An 18,388-nucleotide genomic window follows, 5' to 3' on the forward strand; every position below is an offset into this window, starting at 1 on the left:
CTCGCTCGCGCTCGGTGAGTGCGCTTGACCGCACCGCGACAGCGACCGCACCGCGACCGCACCGCGACCGCACCGCACTCTAGCCGGGGTTCGTCCCGGTTCGTGCGACCACGAGACACTTACGCCGCGGGCTGGAACCGTCGGGCGATGCGGGCTTCTCGACGCAGGGTCCTGGCGACCGCCGGGACCGCCCTCCTCGGCGGCTGTAGCGCGTTCAGTGGGGACGACGGCGATAGCGACGGGTCGACGATGCCCGCGCCGTTCCTCGTGGAACCCGGCGACTGGGCGCACCCCGGGCATGGTCCTGGGAACGCGCGGCGCGCACCGGGCGACGCCGCACCACGACAGTTCTCGGACGGGGCAACGTGGCGTCGGTCGCTGTCGGCGTCGACGGTCGATTCGGTCGCGCCACCCGTGGTGGCGGACGGTGTCGCGTACGTCGCGTTCGTCGGCCTGGATCGCGGGACGGAGTTCGCGCGCCTCGTCGCGCTCGACCTCGATACCGGTGCGGTCCGGTGGACGGTCGAAGTGTCGGGGACGGCGTACGCGGGTGCGCCGCGGGTCGCGGGCGAGACGGTGCTGTGGCGCGGCGGCGCGGACACGCTGTACGCGCTCCACGCGGCGGACGGCAGCGAGCGGTGGACGTGGCGCGTCCGGAACCACGTCGAGCCGGTCGTCGCGCGCGGTCTCGCGCTCGTGACGGTGCCGGCCGAGGCAGGCGAGGGCGCCGAGGAGCTGGTCGCGGTCGACGTGCGGGACGGCGACGCGGTGTGGACGCGCCGTGAAGCCGAGCGCGGCTGGATTCCCCATGCGGCCGACGACGAGCGGTTCTACGTGACGCGGACGGTCGAGGGCGACGGCGCGGGCGCGCTCCTCGCGCTCGACCCGCGGACGGGCGAGAACGCGTGGTCGGCCGGAGGAGTGGCGCCGCGGTCGCTGGTCGTCGGCGGCGGCCGCGCGTTCTCGTCGATAGCTGCGTCGGAGGGGAGCGAACTGCTCGCGCTCGGCGCGAGCGACGGCGACTCGGCGTGGTCGCGGTCGCCGCCCGTGGAGCGGGAGACCGACGACGGCGTGGTCGCGGGCGAGGAGACGGTCGCGGCGGCGACCGAGGCGTTCGTCGTCGCGAGCCAGGACTTCCACGGCCGCGCCCCGAATCGCGTGGTCGTGCGCGACGCCGCGACGGGCGACGTGACGTGGACGGTCGGGGACGACGACTCCTCGGGTGCACCGACCGCGCTCCCGTTCGTCTGCGGCGACGCGCTGTACGTCCCGGTCGAGGCGGCGGCCGCGGGCGACGACGGCGACGACGCCCAGCGAACGGGACCGGCGCTCTCGGTGCACGCGCTCGCGGACGGAACCGTCCGCGAACGCCAGGGCCTCGACGTCGACGAACTCGTGCACGCCGTCGTCGCGGACGGCTCCCTCGTCGCGACCGCGCGACCGAGCGGGGACGCCGTGTCGGTCGACGCGTGGTGACCGTCGACGCGTGGTGACCGACGGAGTCGACCGGACGCGGCCGCGTCCTCGACCGTCGACCCTTCCTTCCGGTCGGGCTCCGCGTCAGTCCGCGACCGCGTCGAGCAGTCGCTTCGCGTTCGCGACCTTCTCCTGGATGCGGTGGCGGTGGACCTTGACGGTGCTCTCCGCGACGTCGAGACGGTCGGCGATAGTGGCGTAGTCGAGGCCGGCGTCGTGGAGGACCTGGACCTCGGCCTGGCGCGTCGAGAGTCCTGCGCGGACGAGTTCGGCGACGTCGCGCGACGGGAGGACCATCGGTTCGCGCCGCGACTCGTCGCCCGGCCGTCCCGTTTCGTCGGTCGCGAACGCGGCGTGGACCGCGCGTACCGCCGGGGCGACGTCGGCTGGGACGCCGTGCGTGTCGAGCGTTCGCGTCCAGGTGTCGTCGTCGACGTAGACGACGGTGGCGAGTCCGTCCGCGACCGTGACCGAGTCTGGCGCGTCCGTGGTCCGGTAGTGCTGGAGGATGGCGTCGCTCCCGTCGACGAGCGACTCGTGGAGCGCGTCGACGGCTCTCGTGAGCGCTCGCGGGTCCGCGTCGGCGCGACCGGCGACCGTCTCGACGGTCGAACCGGGGATCGGCGCGTCGAGCGTGACAGTAACCATACGCCCGACTGGCGACGCGGACGCTTGAGGTTTACGTCTCGTGTAAACCCTGGGCGTGCTACTATCCGCGTTTCACCTTGCCGAAGGCACTTATCCGAATCGACGGAACGTGGTGGTATGCAGCCCTCCAAGCGGCTTCTCGTCGCGCTCGCCGTCGTCGCGCTCGCCGCGACCGCCGGGTGTCTCGCCGACCCCATCGGGGACGACACCGACGAGGCGACGACGGTCGACACCGAGCGCACGACGACCGACGGTCCCGCGACCGAGCACCGCGAGTCGAGTCACACCGGGTCGACCGACGGCACCACCGAGTACAACGACGTCCGCGTGTGGGACGCAGACCCCGGCGACGCCCCGGACCTCGCCGCGTCCCTCCCGGAGCCGGTGGCGTGCGACGGCGGCTGGGTGAGCTACTGGGGGACCGGGAACGCCGAGATGCTCTGGAGTGACGACGGCGCGCTCCGCGTCGGCTGGACGGTCCCCGGGAACCAGTCGACGCTGTTCGTCGCGTTCGAGAACGGGACCGCGGTCGGCGTCGACCACGTCGCGTACGAGAACGCCGTCACCGCCGACGGCGCCGGCGTCCCGGTCGACGACGACGGCACCGGCCGGTACGCGGTCGTGATGCTGCACGACGTGAACGGGAACGGCGAGTACGACCCCGGCACGGACCGGCCGTGCAGCGACGACAGTGACGGCGCCGACGCGGGCGCCATCGAGATGACCGGCTGGCTGTGGGTGGACTGGGACGCCGACGACTGACCCCGTAGCGGTCGCGGGACGAACGGACCGCCACCGGTAGCGAAGCCGAACGTTTTGGTACGAGCGGGCCCGACTCGCTGGTAATGAGTACGGAAGCGGTCTCGCGACGGAAGGCGTGGGTGATGGCGGCGCGCCCGCAGACGCTCCCGGCGGCCGCGGCGCCGGTCCTGGTGGGGTCGGCGGTCGCGGCCTGGGCTGGCGTGTTCGAGGCGCTGCCCGCTATCGCGGCGTTCGTCGGCGCGGCGCTCATCCAGGTGGGGACGAACTTCGCGAACGACTACTACGACGCCGTTCAGGGCGCGGACACCGCGGACCGCGAAGGGTTCACCAGGGTGACCGCGGGCGGCCTCATCGAGCCCGCGGAGGTCAAGCGCGCGATGATTCTGACGTTCGCGCTCGCCATCGTCTCCGGGACGTACCTCGTGTACGTCGGCGGCGTTCCGATCCTCGTCGTGGGGCTCGTGAGCGTCGTCTGCGGCGTCGCGTACACCGGCGGGCCGTACCCGCTCGGGTACAACGGCCTCGGCGACCTGTTCGTGTTCGTGTTCTTCGGACTGGTCGCCGTGACGGGGACGTACTACGTGCAGGCCGCCGCTGCCGCGGTCGACTACGGCCCGCTCGCGGTCGGACTCGCGCCGATGGACGCGCTCTGGCTCGCGGTCGTCGCGAGCCTCCCGGTCGCGGCGATCTCGACGAACATCCTCGTCGTGAACAACGTCCGCGACAAGGAGGAGGACGCGCAGACGGGGAAGACGACGCTCGCCGTCGCGTTCGGGTACGGGTTCGCTCGCACGGAGTTCGTCGCCCTGCTCGCGCTCGCGTACGCGACGCCGCTCTACCTCTGGCTCGGCGCCGACCTCGCGGTGACGGTGCTCGCGCCCGTGCTGTCGCTCCCGCTCGCGGGAATGGTCGCCCGAACCGTCCTGACGGAGACGGGCGGTGCGGCACTGAACCCGGCGCTGGAGCGGGTCGGGCAGTTGCTCGCGCTGTACGCCGTCCTGTTCGCGCTCGGACTCGCCGCGGCGAGCGGGAACGTGCTGGGTGCCGGCGCGCTCGCGGCCGCGGGGGTGGCGTAGATGGACGCCGAAATCCGCGATTTCACGGTGTCGCTCTCGCAACCGCTCGCGACGGCGAACGGCGAGATAACGGACCGCGAGGGGTTCCTCGTTCGCGTGAGCGACGGCGAGCACGAGGGGTTCGGGGAGGCGACGCCGCTCGCGCCGTGGACGGAGTCGACCGCGGAGTGCCGGGGGGCGCTCGAGGACGCGGTGTCGCGACTCCGCGACGACGAGGCGGCGTTGCGCGCGGACCTGGACCGGAATCCGGCGGCGCGTCACGGCGTCGCGCTCGCGCTCGCGGACCTCCGCGCGAAGCAACACGACCGGCCGCTGTACCGCTTGCTCGGTCGGCAGAGCGAGCGCCGCTGGGTGCCGGTGAACGCGACCGTCGGCGACGCCGCGCCCGCCGACACCGCCGCGGCCGCCGAACGCGCGGTCGAGGAGGGCTACGAGACGGTGAAGGTGAAGGTCGGCGCGGGCGACGTCGACCGGGACGTCGAACGACTGCGCGCCGTGCGCGACGCGGTCGGCGAGGACGTCGCGCTCCGCGCGGACGCGAACGGCGCGTGGGCCCGCGACCAGGCGGCGAGAGCGTTCGACGGGTTCGCGGACGCCGACGTGCGGTACGTCGAACAGCCGCTGCCCGCGGACGACCTCGCGGGACTCGCGGACCTCCGCGGTGGTCGCGTCGGCGTCGCGGTCGACGAGACGCTCGCGACGCACTCCGTCGAGGGCGTCCTGGACGCGGACGCGGCGGACGTCCTCGTCCTGAAACCGATGGCGCTCGGCGGCGTCGAGCGCGCACGCCGCGCGGCCGTGGAGGCGCAAGCCCAGCAGGTGGCGAGCGTGGTGACGACGACGATCGACGCCGTCGTCGCGCGCGCCGGCGCCGTGCACGTCGCCGCGTCGCTCCCGGGCGTCCTCCCCTGCGGCCTCGCGACCGGCGACTGGCTGTCGACGGACCTCGGCCCGGACCCGTGCTTCGTCGACGACGGCGCGGTTCGCGTCCCGCAGGACGCCGGACTCGGCGTTCACGGCGTCTGGGAGGACGACGATGCCTGACCGCGCACGTAGCGACGGAGGCGAGCGAGCCGACGCGACCGACGCCGCGAGCGCGGCGGGCGCGGGTGGCGACTGGCCGACGACGGACCTCGTCGCTGCGCGCGCGGCGGCGACCCCCGACCGGGAAGCGCTCGTCGACCATCCGACGGGCGATCCGTGGACGTACCGCGAGCTCGACGCGTGGGTCGCTGCGGTCGCGAACGAACTCGGGGACGGCGACGATGGCGGTGGGGTGCCCGGACGCATCGGTGTGCTCGCGGACCCCCACCCCAGGGTGGTGGCGCTCGTGCACGCCGCGTGGCGCGCGGGCCGCGAGCTCGTCCTCCTGAACGTCGACCTCGCACCCGGCGAACTCGGCGCGCAACTCGACCACGCGGGCGTCGAGACGCTGCTCGCGGACGCGGCAGGTCGCGACCGCGCCGACGCCGCCGTGGACGCACTGGAGTCGCCCTCGGGCGTGACGGTCGAGGGTCTCGGGACCGTCGCGGGCGAACCGGACGCGCCGACCGGGAGCGCTGCCAGCGACGTGCCCGACGCGACGGCGCCATCGCATCGGGTCACGCCGGGCGACGTTCCGGTGACGATGTTCACGTCCGGGTCGACGGGCGACCCGAAGGCGGTGCGGGTGACGGTCGGGAACCTGCTGTCGTCGGCGACCGCGAGCGCGTTCCGGCTCGGCGTCGGGCGCGCGGACCGCTGGCTGTCGCCGCTCCCGACGTACCACATGGGCGGGCTCGCACCCATCGTGCGGTGCGCGCTCTACGGGTCGACGGTCGTCCTCCAGCGCGAGTTCGACGCCGACGCGACCGCGAGCGCGCTCGACGACCACGACGCGACGGGCGTCTCGCTCGTCCCGACGGCGCTCGACCGGCTGCTCGACGCGGACTGGACGCCACCGGCGTCGCTCCGGTTCGTCCTCCTCGGTGGCGCGGCCGCCGACCCCGCGTTGCTCGCGCGCTGCGAGCGCGCCGACGTCCCCGTCTACCCGACGTACGGGATGACCGAGACCGCCTCGCAGATAGCGACCGCGACCCCCGGGCAGGCGTTCGCGGACCCCGAGACGGTCGGGCAGCCGCTCGTGAACACGACCGTCGCGGTCGTCGACGCCGACGACGAGACCGTGCCGCCCGGCGAGGTCGGCGAACTCGTCGTCTCCGGGCCGACGGTCACGCCCGGGTACCTCGACGCGCACGACGACGCCGACGAGAGCGCGACGACCGGTTCGGGCGCCGGCGAGCGCGACGTCGCGGGCCGGTTCGGCGAGCGCGGGTTCCACACCGGCGACCGTGGATACCGCGACGTCGACGGGAAGGTGTACGTCACGGGGCGCGTGGACGACATGATCGTCACCGGCGGCGAGAACGTCCAGCCCGCGGTCGTCGAGGACGCGCTCCGCGCGCTCGACTCCGTCGCGGACGCCGCCGTCGTCGGCCTCCCGGACCCCGAGTGGGGCGAGCGCGTCGTCGCACTCGTCGTCCGTTCCGAAGCCGACGTCGGGCCGTCGACGCCCGATGCGGTCCGCGACGCACTCCGCGATACTCTCGCAGCACACGAACTCCCGAAGACCGTCGCGTTCGCCGACGCCATCCCACGCACCGCGTCCGGGACGGTCGACCGGCCGGCCGTCCGGGAGCGCCTCGCCGACGACTGACCGGGCAGGAGCGAACCCGAACGGGCACGCGCACCCGCCGAAGCACCCCTTAAGTTGCCAGCGCACCTACGCGTCGACGTGTGTACGTTGACGTTCGCGTGGCGCGCGTTCGCTGACGCGCCGCTCGTGGTCGCGGCGAACCGCGACGAAGCGCTCGACAGACCAGCCGTCGGTCCCGCCCGCATCGACGGCGAGGACGGCGACCCGGTCGTCGTCGCGCCGCGCGACGAGGAAGCCGGCGGCACGTGGATCGGGACGAACGAACACGGCGTGTTCGTCGGTATCACGAACCGCTGGACGGACGCCGACCTCGCCGCCGAACGCTCCAGAGGCCTCCTCGTCCGGGACGCGCTCGCCGAGGCGAGCGCCGCGGACGCGACCGCCGTCGTCGAGGACGCCGTCGCCACGCACGAGTACGACGGGTTCAACCTCGTCGTCGCCGACGCCGACGACGCCAACTACCTCGAATGGGACGGCGACCTCGTCGTCGACTCCCTCGACCCGGGCGTCCACGTCGTGGTGAACGTCGGCGCGGTCGACGACTTCGAGATACCCGACCTCCGGCGCGAGTACGCCCAGCGCCAGGCCGAGAACGCGCGCGCCGTCCACGACGCCCTCCAGGTCGAAGCCGGCGAGACGCCCGAGGAGTGGCGCGAGCGCGCCGCAGCGGTGCTCCGCGACCACGACTACGGCGTCTGCATCCACGGCGACGGCTACGGCACGCGGTCGTCGTCGCTCGTCCACGTCGGCGAGGAGTTCGGGTACTGGTACGCCGACGGCGCCCCCTGCGAGACCGAGTACGAGCGCGTCGACGCGACGTTCTGACCGAGCGTCGACCGAGACGCGCGGACCGACCTGCACCGACCGAGACGCGCGGACCGACCGCCGACCGGGACGCGCCGACCGCGCCCCAGTCGACTCAGACGACGGCCTTCAGTTTCCGGACCGCGAGCTTCGGTGCGAGCGAGAGCACCGACGGGAACGTCAGCCCGAGTTGCTCGCGGAACCCGACCTGGTCGAAGTAGTCGCGCCACGACTCGATACCGTCCTCGCCGAACTCGATGACCGCGATCGTCTCGGTCGTGGCGCGACGCCCCGTCGCCGGGATGCCGTCCATCGAGCCCTGGTGGGTCCCGACGTACGTCAGTTCGAGCGCCACGTCGCGGTCGGTCGACGCGACGACGCGCCGAACGTCGATGGTGAGGTCCGGGAACGCCTCGAAGATCTCGGTCGTGTACTCGCGCAACTCGCGGCCGGAGACGGGTTCGTCGAGGAGCGGGTCGAAGAACGTCCCGTCGTCGGCGAACGCGCCCAGGACGCGCCCGACGTCCTGGTCGTTGAACGCTTCGATCGCGCGTTCGACGCGCGGGTCGAGGTCGTGCGGTGATTGCGTCGTCGCTCGCCCTGATTCTGCTGGCATACGTTCGCGTTCGACGCCCAGTGCCGTTCCCTTACGCAGTGGGCGAACCCTCACGGTCCGGGTCGGTGAGACGGACCGAAACCCGGTCGTGGATTCGACCGGGCGTCCCGCGGCGAGACGGTGACATTTAAGCCGTCGCCGCTATTTCGTTCCAACGAACCCATGTCCGGACAATCGTCGCCGAGGTGGTCCGCGTGAGCGTCGCCGCAGAGGAGGAACTCACAGAAGACGAGCACGCGGGGCTCGAACTCGTCCGCGAGACGGGCGGCATCCACCAGAGCGACTTCTGGAAGGAACTCGGCGTCTCCTCGCGGAAGGGCTCGCGCATCGTCGAGAGCCTCGTCGAGAAGGGTCTCGTCGACCGCGACGACACCATCTACAACGGACACAACACGTACTACATCTCGCCGACCGCGCGCGACCTCGACTTCTCGCTACTGATGGCGGGCGACATGCTGTCGCCATTCATCGGCGAGGAGGAGGTCGACGGGAACTCCGACGCGTTCTCGCAGTGGATCATGAACCTCGCGTACGAGGAGTAGTCGCTCGCGCTCGCCCGTCGACGCTCAGGCCCGCACGTCGACGACACGTCCCGTTCTCGATTGTACCGCCGCCCGCGGAGCGACGGCTGGCCGCGCCGGCGCGTCGATGCTGACGGTCGATTCGCTCGGGTCAATCACGGTCGCGCTCGACGCGACCGACTCGTTCCCGTCCGTGGCGTTCGCCACGTCGTCGCTGTCGTTCGTCGCCGCGTCGCCGTCGCTCTCGTTCGTCTCCTGGACGACGTACTGCTGGCCGACCATCGGGTCCAGCAGGCTGTCGACGGGCGCGTAGTCGTCGGTGAGGACGGGGACGTCGCTCGTCTTCGGCGGGTCGCGGTAGTTCCGTATCTCGCTCTCCAGGTCGATGCCGATGTCGCGGCGGTCGTTGCGCGCGAGCAGCGTCTCCTCGCTGACGCGCGTCGCGTTCTTCGTCGCGATGACCTCGACGTTCTGGACGACAGCGCCGCCGACCGTCGGGAACGTGTACACCGTCTCGAACGTGCTGTCGATGGTCTTGTACTCGGCGCGGTAGAACTTCGACGCCGGGCCGCTCGGCGCGCTGATGAGGTTCGTCAGGAGCACGCCGTCGTCGTCGAGGCGCTGCTTCGCGAGCTCCATGAACTCCTGGGTGGTCAACTGGAAGGGGACCTTGTCCTTCTTGTACGCGTCGAGCACGATGACGTCGTACGTGCGATTCGTCTCCCGGAGGAACTCGCGGCCGTCCGCGTTGTACACGTTCAACTGGTCGGACTCCTCCAGTCGGAAGTACTCCTTGGCGACGCGGATGACCTCGGGGTCTATCTCGACGGCGTCGACTCGTGCGTCGTAGTCGTTCGCGAACCGCTTCGGGCCCGTGAACCCGCCGCCGCCGACGAACAGGACGTTCTCGACCTCGTCGTCGCGGTCCGTCAGGAGCAAGGGCAGATGGAAGTACCGCGTGTAATCGAAGACGTGCCGGTTCGGGTCCGAGCGGTCCATCGCGCTGTGCTTCTGGCCGTCGAGGAAGAGCACGCGCGTGTCGCCGCGGTCGACGACCTGGAGTTCCTGGTACGGCGTCTGGGTCTCGTAGACGACCCGGCCCTCGACGGACAGTCCGAGCGCGGGGCCGGCGAGCGCGGCGACGAGGACGACGAGCAAGAACGCGCTGACGGCGACGTTCTCCCGGGTCCACCCGGGGCGCAGGAGCGCGACGGCGGTCCCGACCGAGAGCACGCCGAACACGAACGCGATCTCCTCCACGCCCAGCGACGGGATGAGGAAGAACGTCGTCGCGAACGCGCCGACGATGCTCCCGATTGTGCCGAGCGCGTACACGTGCCCGGACGCCTCGCCGAGTCCGTCCTTCTCGGAGAGCTCGGCGGCGTACGGACTGACGTACCCGAGGAGGTACGTCGGCGGCCCGAACAGGAGCGTTATCGCGGGGAGCGACGCGAACCGGCTCGGGAGCGGGACGGTCGCGAGCCCGCGAACGAGGAGGTCCCCGAGGACGATGAGGACGGCGACGTAGCCCGCGGTCAGGAGGAACACGCGCGCCATCCGGCCGTTCGTCGCCATCCGCGCCGCCTGCTTCCCGCCCCGCCAGTAGCCGTAGCTGAGCGCGGCGAGGAACACGCCGATGATGCTCCCCCACGTGTAGATACTGCTCCCGAACTGGGGGGCGATCATCCGGCCGGCGAGTATCTCGAGGCCCATGCTCGCCACGCCAGAGACGAACACCGCGAGCTCGGGCTTGGAGAGACGGACGGCGTCGACGTATCGACGGGAACGCATACCCGGAGGCTAGACCCCGAGGCGGTTAACTGTTCGAGACGGGGACGGGGTCGCGGTCCGCGTGGCGTCGCCGTCAGTCGACGGGCGTGACGCGTTCGACGAGGACGAACGGGTCGCGGTCGCGGTTGTAGTAGGAGACGTCGCCGTCGAGGGCTTCGATGAGTCGGCGGTGGACCTCGCGGGCGGCGCGGCCCTCGTCGGGGTGGAGGTTGTGTTCGCGGCGGAGGCGCGACCAGAACTCGCCGTCGACCCAGTAGAGGGTCTCGTCGTTCGACTGGTAGGTCTCCTCGCCGACCTCGGCGAGGCCGTCCGGGCCGAGGTCGCGGCCGGAGAGCTGCGCGCGGGCGAGGACGGCGACGAGCTGTCGACGGGAGACCGGTGCGTGGAGGGCCACGTCGTCGACCAGGTCGCCGTAGTAGTCCTCGACGAGGTCGCAGGCGCGCGAGAACTCGCCGAATTCGACGTCAGTGTTGTGAGAGATTTTCATTTGTATGTCACCTTTGCTGTGGAGGGGTCGTGTGTACCTGCACATAGACGAGACACACGTATAGTTCTCCGCTTCGTTTCGAGAACTGAGTCGCCCGATATCCGTAGTCTAGGTCCCTCGAAGGAGCGTTCTGGCTAATTTGCCGCTACCGTTGTAGCAGTCGAACGTTCTACAAAACGTTCGTGGCCGGCGTCGCCTCACGACCAGAGCACCGAAGAGTCAGTAACCCGATATGCCTTTGGTAACCAGGGTCGGTCCGGTCGCTCCCCCCGAACCGGTGCCTCGCCTGCTCGAACACTGCCCGACCGGTCACTCGAGCGCGCTCGCCGCACGAATCGCCGTCGCCTCGTCGAACGCCGGCGCGACGAACTGCATCCCCACCGGGAGCCCGTCGGTCTCGCCCGCCGGCACCGACACCGCCGGGAGGTCCGCGAGGTTCACCGGGACGGTGTTCGCGTCCGCGAGGTACATCGTGAGCGGGTCCGAGAGGCTCTCACCGAGCTCCATCGGCGGCACCGGCATCGTCGGACTCGCGAGCACGTCCACCTCGGCGAACGCCTCGTCGAAGTCCTGCTTCACCCACGCCCGAGCGTTCTGCGCTTGCTTGTAGTACTTGTCGTGGTAGCCCGCCGAGAGCGCGTACGTCCCGAGGAGGACGCGACGCTTCACTTCGGCACCGAACCCTTCCTCGCGGGCTTCGCCGAACACCTCGTTCCAGTTCCCGTCGTAGCCGCCGGACTTGCCGTAGCGCACGCCGTCGAACCGCGCCAGGTTAGACGAGGCCTCCGACATCGCGATGACGTAGTACGCCTGCACCGCGTACTCGACGGACTCCAGACTGACGTCGACGACGTCCACGCCCTGCGCGCGGAGGTCGTCGAGCGCGTCCTCGAACGTCTCCAGGACGCCGTCGTCCGCACCGTCGACGAGTTCCGTCGGGACGCCGACGGTCATCCCGTCCACGTCGCCGTCGGCCGCGTCGGCGTACGGCGCGTCGCGCTCGGGGTCGCGCGTCGTCGCGTCCTTCGGATCGGGGCCGGCGATGACGTCGAGGAGCGCCGCTGCTTCCTCGACGGTCGGCGCGAGCGGCCCGATCTGTTCGAGCGAGTTCGCGTACGCGACCAGCCCGTACCGGGAGACGACGCCGTACGTCGGCTTGATGCCGGCGACGCCGCAGAACGCGGCCGGACAGCGGATGGACCCGCCGGTGTCGGAGCCGAGTGCGACGTCGGCCTCGCCCGCCGCGACGGCGGCCGCGGACCCACCCGAGGAGCCGCCGGGGACGTGCCCGGGCGCGACCGGGTTCTCGGTCGCGCCGAACGCGCTCGTCTCGGTGGTCGTTCCCATCCCGAACTCGTCCATGTTCGTCTTCCCGACGATGGTCGCGCCCGCGTCCTTCAGTCGGGAGACGACGGTGGCGTCGTACGGCGGAACGTAGTCCGCGAGCATCTCCGACCCGCAGGTCGTCCGCACGCCCTCGGTGGAGATGTTGTCCTTCACCGCGACCGTGGTGTCCGCGAGCGGCCCGTCGTCGGCGCCGTCGACGGTCTCGCGCGTGATGAAGATGTTCTCGCTCATGAGACGTTCGGCCCCTTGAAGTAGCCGTCCTCGGTGCCTTCTGCGTTCGAGAGGGCGTCCTCGCGAGTGAGACAGTCGTGTTCCTCGTCCGGACGCATGACGTTCACGAGGTCGGCGTCGGTGTCGACGGTCGGAACGTCGTCGAGCGCGTCGAAGTACTCGAGGATGTCCGCGAACTGCTCGGCGAAGTCGTCGACCTCGTCGTCGTCGAGGTCGACGCGAGCCAGGTCCGCGACGTGCCGGACGTCCTCGGCGGTGGCGGCGTCGTCGCTCATGGTCGAAAGCACTCCACTGGCATGAGTAAGGGTTTCGATACCGTGCCCGCCGAAGGTCGTGCGACGGGGTGGGGTTGGTGGTGCGATGCCGCGGTGTTGGACGTGCGATGCCGCGGTGTTGGACGTGCGATGGCGCGGTGTTGGAGGTGCGACGGCGCGATATCGCTGGACGTGTGTTGGGCGGACTCCGGGAGCCGGTCGGCGCCCGGAGGTCGTCGTCGTCCCGTCACCCGAAACGGCGACTCGGTCGAAGATTCGTCGGCCGAATCGAGTTTCAGTCGAAGAATCATGAAGAAACCAACGCATCTGGCCAATGCGTTTAAGTCGCCGTGGATGCAACGCGATAGGGAGAGCCCGGCTTTTTCCACGCGGCTCACCCTCCCCCCACCACGATGACAGACACCAGCATCCGGCGACGAGAGACGGACACAGCGAGAACGAAGACAGACACCAAGACCGACTCCGGCGCGGAGACGCTGTCGTGCCCGGAGTGCGACGGTCGGGTCGTCAGCGACGAGTCCCAGGGCGAGACCGTCTGCGAGGACTGCGGGCTCGTCGTCGACGAGGACGAGGTCGACCGCGGCCCCGAGTGGCGCGCGTTCAACTCCAAGGAGAAGGACCAGAAGTCCCGCGTCGGCGCCCCCACCACGAACATGATGCACGACCAGGGGCTGTCGACGAACATCGGCTGGCAGAACAAGGACGCCTACGGGAACAGCCTCTCGTCGAACCAGCGCCAGAAGATGCAGCGGTTGCGCACCTGGAACGAGCGCTTCCGCACCCGCGACAGCAAGGAACGCAACCTCAAGCAGGCCCTCGGCGAGATCGACCGCATGGCCTCCGCCCTGGGACTCCCGAAGAACGTCCGCGAGACCGCGAGCGTCATCTATCGGCGCGCGCTCGCCGAGGACCTCCTGCCCGGGCGCAGCATCGAGGGCGTCGGGACGGCGTCGCTCTACGCCGCCGCCCGGCAGGCGAACACGCCGCGGAGCCTCGACGAGGTGACGAACGTCTCGCGCGTCGAGAAGGACGAGATCGCTCGCACGTACCGGTACGTCGTCCGCGAGCTCAACCTCGAGATAGAGCCCGCCGACCCCGTCCAGTACGTGCCGCGGTTCGCGAGCGAACTGGAGATGAGCGACGAGGGCGAACGCCGCGCTCGCGAACTCTTAGACGCCGCGAAGGAGAAGGGCATCCACTCCGGGAAGTCCCCGGTCGGCCTCGCCGCGGCGTCCGTGTACGCCGCGAGCCTGCTCGCGAACGAGAAGGTCACGCAGAAGGAGGTCAGTTCCGTCGCGAACATCAGCGAGGTCACCATCCGGAACCGCTACCACGAACTCCTCGAAGCGGCGCAGCCGGTCTGACTGTACGCGAGAGCCCGGACTGAGAGCGAGAAACCGGTCGGGTGGTCGTGGCGGGCGTCGTCGATTCAGAGGACTTTTTCGCCGTGGTCGAACGTGACGAGCAGCGCGAGCGCGACCGCGCCGAGCGTCGCGAACGCCAGGCCGACGACGAGCAGGGCGTCGTCGAGGCCGCCGCCGCAGTCCTGCACGAGCACGACGTCGGCGTCGTAGACGCTGCCGCCGAAGCGGACGCTCCGGTTCTCGAGGTGCTCGCGGAACGCGGTACGGTCGACGAACGCGGTCTGGTTCGACGTGACGGAGCGCTCGGTGGCGTTCGCGAGGTCGAGCGGGAGCGCGCTCGCGTCGACGACGCGCTCCGTGGTCGCGTTCTCGCCGCCCGGTATCTCCGTGGTGTCGAGCGCGAAGTTGTCCGTGCACCCAGCGGGTGCGGCGATACCGCCCGAGAACAGCGCGACGCCGAGGACGAGCGCTATCGCGGCGCTCGCGTGCAGGACGCCCAGCGGCGGCCCGAGCTCGTCGCGGTAGAGCGCGAACAGCACGAGCGCGACGGCGCCGAGCGCGGAGAGCGTGCTGCCGGCGACGACCAGCGCGTCCTCGACCCCGCCACCGCACGTCTCGACCGCGCGGATGCTCGTCGCGTACGTCGTCCCGTCGTACCGCACGCGGCGGTCCTCGAGGTGCGTCAGGTACGCGGCCTGCGTGACGTTCACCTGCGCGTCGCGCTCGACCGCGTCGACGAACGTCTCGCGGACGTCCTCGGGAAGCGCGCTCGCGTTCGCGACCGGCGCGTCGCCGTCCGGCGCGGGCGTCGTCTCGAGCGCGTACGTGCGGTCGCAACCGAACGACGGTGCGAGGCCGGCACCGAGCAGGAGGACGCCGACGAGGAGGACGCCGGCGGCGGCGGCAAGTCGGTTCACGACAGGAACCCCGGGCGGGAGGCACATTTGCGTTTCGTCAGCGGCCCGGACCGCCGCGAGCGCTAGCGGTCGATTCAGACCGCCGCGAGCGACCCGGCCCCGTGAACCGGTCGATGCTCACTCGTCGACCCGCGACCGGACGTACTGCGTGACGTGGTCGTCCTCGCGGCGTTTGAACCCGGCCTGCCGCGCGAGCCGGTCGAGTTCGCGGCCGACGAGACTCCCGTACTGCACCGCTTTCTTCTCGCGGAACGCGACCGAGTCCGGGACCCACTCGCGGGCGGCGAGTCGGAGCGCGAACTTGCGTTCTCCGCGGTCGCTCACGAGGCAGTTCGCGGGGAGTGCGCGAGCGGCGTCGACGACGCGCTCGTCGAGCAGGGGCGCGACCGGGTCGACGCCCGCGGCGGCGAGCGCGCGGACGTCCCGGTCGAGTTGCTCGGGGAGCGTCCGCGTCATCTCGTCGCGCGCGCCGAGGACGGTGTCCGCGTCGACGCGCGGGTCCGAGGGTGCCTTCGCGACCTTCGCGTACCCACCGAAGAGTTCGTCCGCGCCCTGGCCGACCGCGAGGTGGCCGTAGCCGTCCGCGGCGACGCGCTCCGCGACGAGGAAGAGTGGAAGCGCGATCTGGACGCTCATCGCGTCCGTCCGGCCGATAGCGCGGGCGACCCGCGGGACGGCCGCGGCGAGCGCGTCGTGGTCGAGTTCGAGTACGGTCAGGTCGACGTCCATCGCGCGCGCCGCCGACCGCGCCGCGGCGACGTCGTGACTCCCCGGGAACCCGACGACGTAACACGGCGCGTCGACGAGCGCGGCGACGAGCGCGCTGTCCACGCCACCCGAGAACCCGACCGCGACGTCGCCAGCGGGCGCGTCCACCTCCTCGCCGGCGGCGCGGACCGCCTCGCGCACCCCGCGCACCGCGGCCTCGCGGCCCGACGCGGTCTCGGGATGGGGACGAGCGAGCGCGCGCTCGACGGCCACCACCGCCGGCAGCGCGTCTCCGTCGCTGGTCGTCACAGGAACTCCGCGAACCGGTTCTTCACGCGGCGTTTCGCGCCGCCGGCGGCCTGCCGGAAGCTGATGTGCCACGGCGTCCGCTTCCCCTCGACGGTCGTATCGCCGCGGCGGATGGCGTCGAGGATGGCGTCCACGGTCTCCTCGCCGTTCGTCTCGACCTTCGTCACCGCCTGCCCGACCATCTCCGAGATGTGCGCGTCGCTCCCCGCGGTCCGCGGCAGATTGTAGTCCACCGCGAACCGCTCGGCCTGCCGGTTCGCGCGACCCGTGAGCAGCCGCGAGTTGTACACCTCGATGGCGTCCGCGGTCGCGAGCGTCTCGCGGTCGATGTTCGCCATCACGCCCGAGCGCGACTCCTGGAACGGATGCGGGACGACCGCGATACCGCCGAGTTCGCGGATGTACGTCAGCGTCTCCTCGAACCCCATCCCCTTCGGTACCTTCTCCTCGACGCCGAGCGCGAGGATGTGACCCGCCGCAGAGGTCACCTCCATCCCCGGAATCCCGACGAGACCGTACGAACCCGCTTTGCTGGCGGCTTCGAGGCTCGCGTCGATCTCGTCGTGGTCCGTGACGGCGATGGCGTCGAGCCCCACCGCGGCGGCTTGCTCTAAGAGGAGTTCGACGGGGTCTCGCCCGTCGTAACTCAGCGCCGAATGACAGTGGAGCTCGACCGAGAGCACGCCTGTCCGTTACTTGGGGGCGGTAAAAAACAACTCGGTTACCGGCTGCGAAGGCGACCGAGCTGCCGGTGGCGAACTCCTCGGTCACGTCGAGGCGGACGCTGTCCGGCGTGCGCGGTCCGGGGTCGCGTCGGTCGTCTCTGCGAGGTACTCTCGCCACGTGGTCGTGTCGGACGCGGCCGCGGGCAGCGTCGCGTGCCCGTCCCGGAACGCCGTCGCGGTCGCACCGGGGACTGGCAGCCGGAGGATCGGGCGTCGGTACCCGTGGGCGTCGCGGTACGCCGTCGCAATCTCGCGGAGGTCGAGGACGTCGGGGCCGCAGACCGCATCGGTGCGTCCCCGCGGTGCGGCGTCGGCGTGCGCGACGAGTTCGTCGGCGACCACGCGGGCGTCGACCGGTTGCATCCGGAAGTCGGTCGGGAGCGGCCAGACGGGCAGCCAGCGGAGCGGGCCGAGGAGGCGGTCGAGGAACTGGTGGAACTGGGTGGCGCGAACGATCGTCGACGGAACGGATCCGGATTCGACGACCCGCTCCGCGGCGAGCTTGTGCTCGTAGTACGAGAGCGGGACGTCCTCGATACCGACGATCGACGGGTAGACGACGTGGTCGACGCCGGCGGTTTCGGCGGCGTCGAGGAGTCGGCGCGTGCCGTCCACGTCGACGGCCTCGGCGTCACCCGTCGGCGCTGATGCGGCGTGGACGACGACGTCCACGTCGGCGACGGCGCGCTCGACGCCGGTCCCGTCGACGAGGTCGAGTTCCATCCACTCCGCGTCCGTCGAATCGGTTCGAGCGGCGGCGTCGGGCGTGCGGCTCGCCGCGCGAACGGCGTGGCCTGCGTCCCGTAGTCGCGGGAGGAGCGCGTTCCCGAGCGTCCCGGTGGCACCCGTTACGAGGATTCTGCCCATACGTCGCCTACGGCGTGCAGTCCCGAAGGTCGTGTGCCGGAGTCGTCTGGTGGGTTTAAGTCGTGCGTCGAGGAGGTTCGAACGATGAAGCACGTCCGGGTGACGCTGACCGCGAACGGCCGCGAGGACGAGATCCACCCGATGTACGACGTGATGGCGAACGCGCCGTTCGTCGAGTACGCGACCGCGATGCAGTGGAACCTCTCGGACCGGGGGTTCGGCATCCTCCACTACGTCGAGGGGGACGTCGACGCGTTCCGGGCGGCGACCGAGGCGGTCGACGTCGTGGTGGACTACGAGGTCGAACCCGTCGGCGACGACGCGTTCTACGCGTACGTCCGGGACGAGGCGACCGCGGGGCTTCGCGCGATGCTCGACCCGCTCGAGAACGGCGGGGTCGTGGTCGTCCCGCCCATCGAGTACCGCGGCGACGGCACCATCGAGCTCTCCGCGTTCGGCCCGAGCGACGAGATACAGGTGCTGTTCGAGGAGACGCCCGCGCCGATGAACGTCACGGTCGAGGCCGTGGGAAGTCTCGGGTCCATGCGACCGCTCGCCGCGTCGCGGCTCTCGCCCCGGCAGCGCGACGCGGTCGAGGCCGCGAGCGCTCTCGGCTACTACGCGGTCCCTCGCGAAGCGAGCGTCGAGGACGTCGCGGCTGCGCTGGATTGCGCGCCGAGCACGGCCGCCGAGCACCTCCGGAAGGCCGAGGCGGCGCTCGTCCGGTCGCTCCGTCGCGACGGCTGACCGCCGTCCCGGCTGACACCGG

At 71.1% G+C, this 18,388-nt stretch carries 18 protein-coding genes and 1 pseudogene; 9 read left to right on the forward strand and 10 right to left on the reverse strand.

Going from position 1 to position 18,388, the window contains the following annotated elements; genetic code table 11:
* The first annotated feature begins 147 nt into the window (after positions 1 to 147).
* Positions 148 to 1,476, forward strand: a complete 1,329-nt coding sequence (locus tag ACZ48X_RS21810; RefSeq protein ID WP_336350388.1) for an outer membrane protein assembly factor BamB family protein — start codon at positions 148 to 150, stop codon at positions 1,474 to 1,476.
* Positions 1,477 to 1,560: 84 nt separating this feature from the next.
* Here the strand turns inward: ACZ48X_RS21810 and ACZ48X_RS21815 are convergent, their stop codons facing one another.
* Positions 1,561 to 2,124, reverse strand: a complete 564-nt coding sequence (locus tag ACZ48X_RS21815) for a helix-turn-helix transcriptional regulator (protein ID WP_336350387.1) — start codon at positions 2,122 to 2,124, stop codon at positions 1,561 to 1,563.
* Between the two features lie 117 nt (positions 2,125 to 2,241).
* Here ACZ48X_RS21815 and ACZ48X_RS21820 point away from each other — a divergent pair, with 117 nt between their 5' ends.
* The 5 genes from ACZ48X_RS21820 to ACZ48X_RS21840 all read left to right on the forward strand — a co-directional run bounded on the left by ACZ48X_RS21820 (position 2,242) and on the right by ACZ48X_RS21840 (position 7,482).
* On the forward strand, positions 2,242 to 2,886 hold the full coding sequence (locus ACZ48X_RS21820; RefSeq protein ID WP_336350386.1) for a hypothetical protein: 645 nt from the start codon (positions 2,242 to 2,244) through the stop codon (positions 2,884 to 2,886).
* A gap of 83 nt (positions 2,887 to 2,969) precedes the next feature.
* Positions 2,970 to 3,962, forward strand: a complete 993-nt coding sequence (locus tag ACZ48X_RS21825; RefSeq protein WP_336350385.1) for a 1,4-dihydroxy-2-naphthoate polyprenyltransferase — start codon at positions 2,970 to 2,972, stop codon at positions 3,960 to 3,962.
* Complete coding sequence (locus ACZ48X_RS21830) at positions 3,963 to 5,006, forward strand: mandelate racemase/muconate lactonizing enzyme family protein (RefSeq protein WP_336350384.1); 1,044 nt, start codon at positions 3,963 to 3,965, stop codon at positions 5,004 to 5,006. It begins immediately after the preceding gene.
* Positions 4,999 to 6,657 carry a class I adenylate-forming enzyme family protein gene (locus ACZ48X_RS21835; protein WP_336350383.1) on the forward strand — a complete coding sequence of 553 codons (1,659 nt, stop codon included), beginning with the start codon at positions 4,999 to 5,001 and terminating at the stop codon, positions 6,655 to 6,657. Before ACZ48X_RS21830 ends, ACZ48X_RS21835 begins: the two co-directional genes overlap by 8 nt.
* Before the next feature lie 78 nt (positions 6,658 to 6,735).
* Positions 6,736 to 7,482, forward strand: coding sequence for an NRDE family protein (locus tag ACZ48X_RS21840; RefSeq protein ID WP_336350382.1), 747 nt, complete (start codon positions 6,736 to 6,738; stop codon positions 7,480 to 7,482).
* A gap of 94 nt (positions 7,483 to 7,576) precedes the next feature.
* Here the strand turns inward: ACZ48X_RS21840 and ACZ48X_RS21845 are convergent, their stop codons facing one another.
* The gene (locus tag ACZ48X_RS21845) at positions 7,577 to 8,077 is read right to left on the reverse strand and encodes an ester cyclase (RefSeq protein WP_336350381.1); all 501 of its coding nucleotides are present in this window, start codon (positions 8,075 to 8,077) and stop codon (positions 7,577 to 7,579) included.
* 194 nt (positions 8,078 to 8,271) lie between these two features.
* On the opposite strand from ACZ48X_RS21845, the gene ACZ48X_RS21850 reads away from it, so the two are divergent.
* Positions 8,272 to 8,619, forward strand: coding sequence for a helix-turn-helix transcriptional regulator (locus ACZ48X_RS21850; protein WP_336350380.1), 348 nt, complete (start codon positions 8,272 to 8,274; stop codon positions 8,617 to 8,619).
* Positions 8,620 to 8,643: 24 nt separating this feature from the next.
* Here ACZ48X_RS21850 and ACZ48X_RS21855 read toward each other — a convergent pair whose 3' ends face one another.
* From ACZ48X_RS21855 to gatC, 4 genes are all read right to left on the reverse strand, one after another.
* Positions 8,644 to 10,389 carry a spermidine synthase gene (locus ACZ48X_RS21855; protein ID WP_336350379.1) on the reverse strand — a complete coding sequence of 582 codons (1,746 nt, stop codon included), beginning with the start codon at positions 10,387 to 10,389 and terminating at the stop codon, positions 8,644 to 8,646.
* Between the two features lie 73 nt (positions 10,390 to 10,462).
* Positions 10,463 to 10,876: a DUF8048 family protein gene (locus ACZ48X_RS21860; protein ID WP_336350378.1), complete on the reverse strand. Its 414-nt coding sequence runs from the start codon at positions 10,874 to 10,876 to the stop codon at positions 10,463 to 10,465.
* A 309-nt stretch (positions 10,877 to 11,185) separates the two neighbouring features.
* On the reverse strand, positions 11,186 to 12,454 hold the full coding sequence (gene gatA / locus ACZ48X_RS21865; RefSeq protein WP_336350377.1) for an Asp-tRNA(Asn)/Glu-tRNA(Gln) amidotransferase subunit GatA: 1,269 nt from the start codon (positions 12,452 to 12,454) through the stop codon (positions 11,186 to 11,188).
* Entirely contained in the window at positions 12,451 to 12,729 is a 279-nt protein-coding gene (gene gatC / locus ACZ48X_RS21870) for an Asp-tRNA(Asn)/Glu-tRNA(Gln) amidotransferase subunit GatC (protein WP_336350376.1), read from the reverse strand. Before gatC ends, gatA begins: the two co-directional genes overlap by 4 nt.
* Before the next feature lie 392 nt (positions 12,730 to 13,121).
* On the opposite strand from gatC, the gene ACZ48X_RS21875 reads away from it, so the two are divergent.
* The gene (locus ACZ48X_RS21875; protein ID WP_336350375.1) at positions 13,122 to 14,093 is read left to right on the forward strand and encodes a transcription initiation factor IIB; all 972 of its coding nucleotides are present in this window, start codon (positions 13,122 to 13,124) and stop codon (positions 14,091 to 14,093) included.
* Positions 14,094 to 14,158: 65 nt separating this feature from the next.
* Here the strand turns inward: ACZ48X_RS21875 and ACZ48X_RS21880 are convergent, their stop codons facing one another.
* The 4 genes and pseudogenes from ACZ48X_RS21880 to ACZ48X_RS21895 all read right to left on the reverse strand — a co-directional run bounded on the left by ACZ48X_RS21880 (position 14,159) and on the right by ACZ48X_RS21895 (position 17,619).
* Complete coding sequence (locus tag ACZ48X_RS21880; protein ID WP_336350374.1) at positions 14,159 to 15,010, reverse strand: hypothetical protein; 852 nt, start codon at positions 15,008 to 15,010, stop codon at positions 14,159 to 14,161.
* A 117-nt stretch (positions 15,011 to 15,127) separates the two neighbouring features.
* A pseudogene (locus tag ACZ48X_RS21885) lies at positions 15,128 to 15,964 on the reverse strand (asparagine synthase C-terminal domain-containing protein); the annotation flags it as partial.
* Between the two features lie 59 nt (positions 15,965 to 16,023).
* A complete protein-coding gene (locus ACZ48X_RS21890; RefSeq protein ID WP_336350373.1) occupies positions 16,024 to 16,710 on the reverse strand; it encodes a PHP domain-containing protein in 687 nt (228 codons plus the stop codon).
* An 84-nt stretch (positions 16,711 to 16,794) separates the two neighbouring features.
* Positions 16,795 to 17,619 (reverse strand): SDR family oxidoreductase, encoded by an 825-nt coding sequence (locus tag ACZ48X_RS21895; RefSeq protein ID WP_336350372.1) that lies wholly within the window; start codon positions 17,617 to 17,619, stop codon positions 16,795 to 16,797.
* Between the two features lie 84 nt (positions 17,620 to 17,703).
* Here ACZ48X_RS21895 and ACZ48X_RS21900 point away from each other — a divergent pair, with 84 nt between their 5' ends.
* Complete coding sequence (locus ACZ48X_RS21900) at positions 17,704 to 18,366, forward strand: helix-turn-helix domain-containing protein (RefSeq protein WP_336350371.1); 663 nt, start codon at positions 17,704 to 17,706, stop codon at positions 18,364 to 18,366.
* Positions 18,367 to 18,388: the final 22 nt, after the last annotated feature.

The sequence above is a fragment of the Halorubellus litoreus genome (assembly GCF_055378595.1).

Coding starts and splice junctions, on each gene's coding strand:
- ACZ48X_RS21825 (WP_336350385.1), top strand. CDS start 2,970: ATGAGTACGGAAGCGGTCTCGCGACGGAAGGCGTGGGTGATGGCGGCG.
- gatC (WP_336350376.1), bottom strand. CDS start 12,729: ATGAGCGACGACGCCGCCACCGCCGAGGACGTCCGGCACGTCGCGGAC.
- gatA (WP_336350377.1), bottom strand. CDS start 12,454: ATGAGCGAGAACATCTTCATCACGCGCGAGACCGTCGACGGCGCCGAC.
- ACZ48X_RS21830 (WP_336350384.1), top strand. CDS start 3,963: ATGGACGCCGAAATCCGCGATTTCACGGTGTCGCTCTCGCAACCGCTC.
- ACZ48X_RS21845 (WP_336350381.1), bottom strand. CDS start 8,077: ATGCCAGCAGAATCAGGGCGAGCGACGACGCAATCACCGCACGACCTC.
- ACZ48X_RS21835 (WP_336350383.1), top strand. CDS start 4,999: ATGCCTGACCGCGCACGTAGCGACGGAGGCGAGCGAGCCGACGCGACC.
- ACZ48X_RS21900 (WP_336350371.1), top strand. CDS start 17,704: ATGAAGCACGTCCGGGTGACGCTGACCGCGAACGGCCGCGAGGACGAG.
- ACZ48X_RS21860 (WP_336350378.1), bottom strand. CDS start 10,876: ATGAAAATCTCTCACAACACTGACGTCGAATTCGGCGAGTTCTCGCGC.
- ACZ48X_RS21820 (WP_336350386.1), top strand. CDS start 2,242: ATGCAGCCCTCCAAGCGGCTTCTCGTCGCGCTCGCCGTCGTCGCGCTC.
- ACZ48X_RS21875 (WP_336350375.1), top strand. CDS start 13,122: ATGACAGACACCAGCATCCGGCGACGAGAGACGGACACAGCGAGAACG.
- ACZ48X_RS21810 (WP_336350388.1), top strand. CDS start 148: ATGCGGGCTTCTCGACGCAGGGTCCTGGCGACCGCCGGGACCGCCCTC.
- ACZ48X_RS21815 (WP_336350387.1), bottom strand. CDS start 2,124: ATGGTTACTGTCACGCTCGACGCGCCGATCCCCGGTTCGACCGTCGAG.
- ACZ48X_RS21855 (WP_336350379.1), bottom strand. CDS start 10,389: ATGCGTTCCCGTCGATACGTCGACGCCGTCCGTCTCTCCAAGCCCGAG.
- ACZ48X_RS21895 (WP_336350372.1), bottom strand. CDS start 17,619: ATGGGCAGAATCCTCGTAACGGGTGCCACCGGGACGCTCGGGAACGCG.